The organism is Methylobacterium sp. 275MFSha3.1 (genome assembly GCF_900108435.1).
GTDB lineage: Bacteria > Pseudomonadota > Alphaproteobacteria > Rhizobiales > Beijerinckiaceae > Methylobacterium.
Genome location: NZ_FNWP01000066.1, coordinates 1 through 2,761 on the forward strand (window position 1 = coordinate 1; position 2,761 = coordinate 2,761).

Consider the following 2,761-nt stretch of genomic DNA (forward strand, 5'->3'; position numbering starts at 1 on the left):
GTAAGCGTCGTCTGGGCGGCACCTTCCGGCAGGCGGTGTGAAGGCGACATACGGAGCGGATTGGGAGCTCCGTCACATGTCGATGTCAGGGCGTATGGCTATGTCGGAGCCGATCCGGCGCCTGGAGCTGTTCACCGGGGCCGGCCGGCGCCGGACGTGGTCGAATGAGGAGAAGGCCGCCATCGTCGCCGAGAGCGATGGGCCGGGCATCTCGATCAGCGCGGTGGCACGCCGACATGGACTGAGCGCCTCGCAGCTGTTCACGTGGCGCCGCCTGATGCGTCAGGCTGGGGGGCACGACAGCGAGCGCGCACTGCAGTTCGTGCCGGCCGTTCTGAGTGTGGGCCCGCAGGAGCCGACGTCTGCCGAGCTGAGCCCAGAGCTGGGGGAGCGATGCGGCTGCCACAGCATCGAAGTCGAGATCGCAGGCGCCACGGTCCGCATCACTCAGGGCGCGAGCGCGGCGCAGATCGCGGCGGTGATCCGGGCGCTGAAGGCTTGCCCATGATCGGGCCCTCCGGCGCGGTGCGCGTGATGCTGGCCACCCGGCCGGTGGACTTCCGCAAGGGCATGGACGGGCTGGCCGCTCTGGTCCGGGACGCGATGGGCGCGGATCCGTTCTCCGGCACGGTCTACGTGTTCCGGTCAAAACGCGCCGACCGGGTGAAGCTCCTGGTCTGGGATGGAAGCGGGCTGGTCCTCGCGACCAAGCGTCTGGAGGCTGGCCAGTTCTGTTGGCCGAAGATCGAGGACGGCGTGGTCCGGCTGAGCGCGGCGCAGCTCGCGGCGCTCGTCGAAGGCCTGGACTGGAAGCGCGTCCATGCGGTGCGTCCCGTGGGCGTGCCGGCGGTTGCCGGCTGAGCAAAAAGACTGGCGGATGGTCTTCATCGCGGTGGTAAGTCACTGGCGGATCTGCTCTAATCCACTTCGTGGCCGCGCCTGCTTCGCCCTCGTCCGACGATCCCGAGACGCTCAAGGCGCTGCTCGCCGAGGAGCGCGCCGAGAACGAGCGGCTGCGCCAGATCATCCTGGCGATGCAGCGCCACCGCTTCGGCCGCCGCGCCGAGAGCCTGCCTGAGGATCAGCTTCTGCTCGGGCTGGAGGAGGCTGAGCAGGTCGAGGCCGCGGGCTTTGCCGACGAGGAGAATGAACCGGCCAAGCAGGAGGCGCGGAGGGCCAAGCGGCGCACGAACCGTGGGGCGCTGCCCGCTCACCTGCCGCGGGTCGAGTGCCTCGTCGATATCGACAGCACCGCCTGTCCGTGCTGCGCAGGGACCCTGCACCGGATCGGTGAGGACATCTCCGAGCGCCTCGACGTGGTACCGGCGCAGTTCCGGGCGCTGGTGATCCGGCGCCCGCGCTACGCTTGCCGCGCCTGCGGGGACGCGGTCGTGCAGGCTCCGGCACCGGTGCGGCTGATCGAGGGCGGCCTGCCCACCGACGCTCTCGTCGCGCAGGTGCTCGTCTCCAAATACGCCGACCACCTGCCGCTCTATCGACAGGCGCAGATCTTCGCCCGCCAGGGCGTCAGCCTCGACCGCTCGACGCTGGCTGACTGGGTCGGGCGCGCCGCCTTCCTCCTCCGGCCCGTGCACGAGCGGCTCCTGGAGACGCTCAAGCGCTCGGGCAAGCTGTTTGCCGACGAGACCACGGCACCGGTGCTCGACCCGGGCCGCGGCCGCACGAAGACCGGCCAGCTTTGGGCGTATGCCCGCGACGACCGGCCCTGGGGCGGGACCGATCCGCCCGGCGTCGCCTACGTCTACGCCCCGGATCGCACGGCCGGACGACCGATCGCGCATCTCTGCGGGTTTGCAGGCGTGCTGCAGGTCGACGGCTATGCGGCCTACGAAAGCTTGGCCAAGGGCGGCGCAGTGCGGCTGGCCTACTGCTGGGCGCATGTGCGTCGGCAATTCTATGACCTTGCCGCGGCCTCGCCGATCGCGACGGAGACGCTGTCGCGCATCGCCACGCTCTACCGGATCGAGTCCGAGATCCGCGGGCGCTCGGCCGAGGAGCGACGGGCGGCCCGTCAGGAACGAAGCCGGCCCGTGGTCGAGGCGCTGGAGGTTTGGCTGCGGGAGAAGCTTGCCCTCCTGAGCCGTAAGAGCAACTTGGCGGATGCGATCCGCTACGCCCTGAGCCGCTGGGCGGGGCTGAGCTTGTTCCTCGATGATGGGCGTGTGGAGATCGACTCCAACACCGTCGAGCGCGCGATCCGGCCTCTGACTTTGAATCGGAAGAATGCCCTGTTTGCGGGATCCGACGGCGGGGGCGAGCACTGGGCGGTGATCGCCTCGTTGATCGAGACCTGCAAGCTCATCGGCGTCGAGCCGCAGGCCTACCTGACCGACGTCATCACCCGCATCGTCGACGGCCATCCGCAGCGGCGCCTCAATGATCTGCTGCCCTGGGCCTACCCGAGCACACCCGCGCTCCAAGCCGTGGCCTGAGAACGCCGCGGCCCTGGCGCGTCAGTCTGCCCGCGTGAACAGGGTCCGGAACAGCGCCTCGGATTGGCGCAGGCCCTCGTCGGTCAGCACCACCGATTTGGCGCGCCCGACCGGGTCGGCGATGAGCCCCTTGGCGTGGAGACGGCCCAGCGCAGCCCAGTCGAAGCCTTTCCAGGCCCGACGCTCGTCGTGGAGCGTCAGCCACAAAAGGGCGAGCACCGCCTCGTCGATGCGCTCCTCGTCGACCAACATCCGAGCAGATTAGCACGCCGCGCTCAGACCGGGCGTGGTGCCAGCCGATCGGTTAC

General features: G+C 69.6%; 4 protein-coding genes. 3 read left to right on the forward strand and 1 reads right to left on the reverse strand.

Annotated features, from left to right (window positions below):
- Positions 1-100 precede the first annotated feature (100 nt).
- The 3 genes from BLW78_RS30645 (at position 101) to BLW78_RS30655 (ending at position 2,453) form a co-directional block, all read left to right on the forward strand.
- A complete protein-coding gene (locus BLW78_RS30645) occupies positions 101-508 on the forward strand; it encodes an IS66-like element accessory protein TnpA (protein ID WP_244527124.1) in 408 nt (135 codons plus the stop codon).
- Positions 505-861: an IS66 family insertion sequence element accessory protein TnpB gene (gene tnpB, locus BLW78_RS30650; protein ID WP_091684089.1), complete on the forward strand. Its 357-nt coding sequence runs from the start codon at positions 505-507 to the stop codon at positions 859-861. The genes BLW78_RS30645 and tnpB overlap by 4 nt, the downstream gene beginning before the upstream one ends.
- 68 nt (positions 862-929) lie before the next feature.
- Entirely contained in the window at positions 930-2,453 is a 1,524-nt protein-coding gene (locus tag BLW78_RS30655) for an IS66 family transposase (protein ID WP_091684091.1), read from the forward strand.
- Between the two features lie 21 nt (positions 2,454-2,474).
- Here BLW78_RS30655 and BLW78_RS30660 read toward each other — a convergent pair whose 3' ends face one another.
- Positions 2,475-2,705, reverse strand: a complete 231-nt coding sequence (locus tag BLW78_RS30660; protein WP_091683822.1) for a DUF6429 family protein — start codon at positions 2,703-2,705, stop codon at positions 2,475-2,477.
- Between the last annotated feature and the right edge of the window lie 56 nt (positions 2,706-2,761).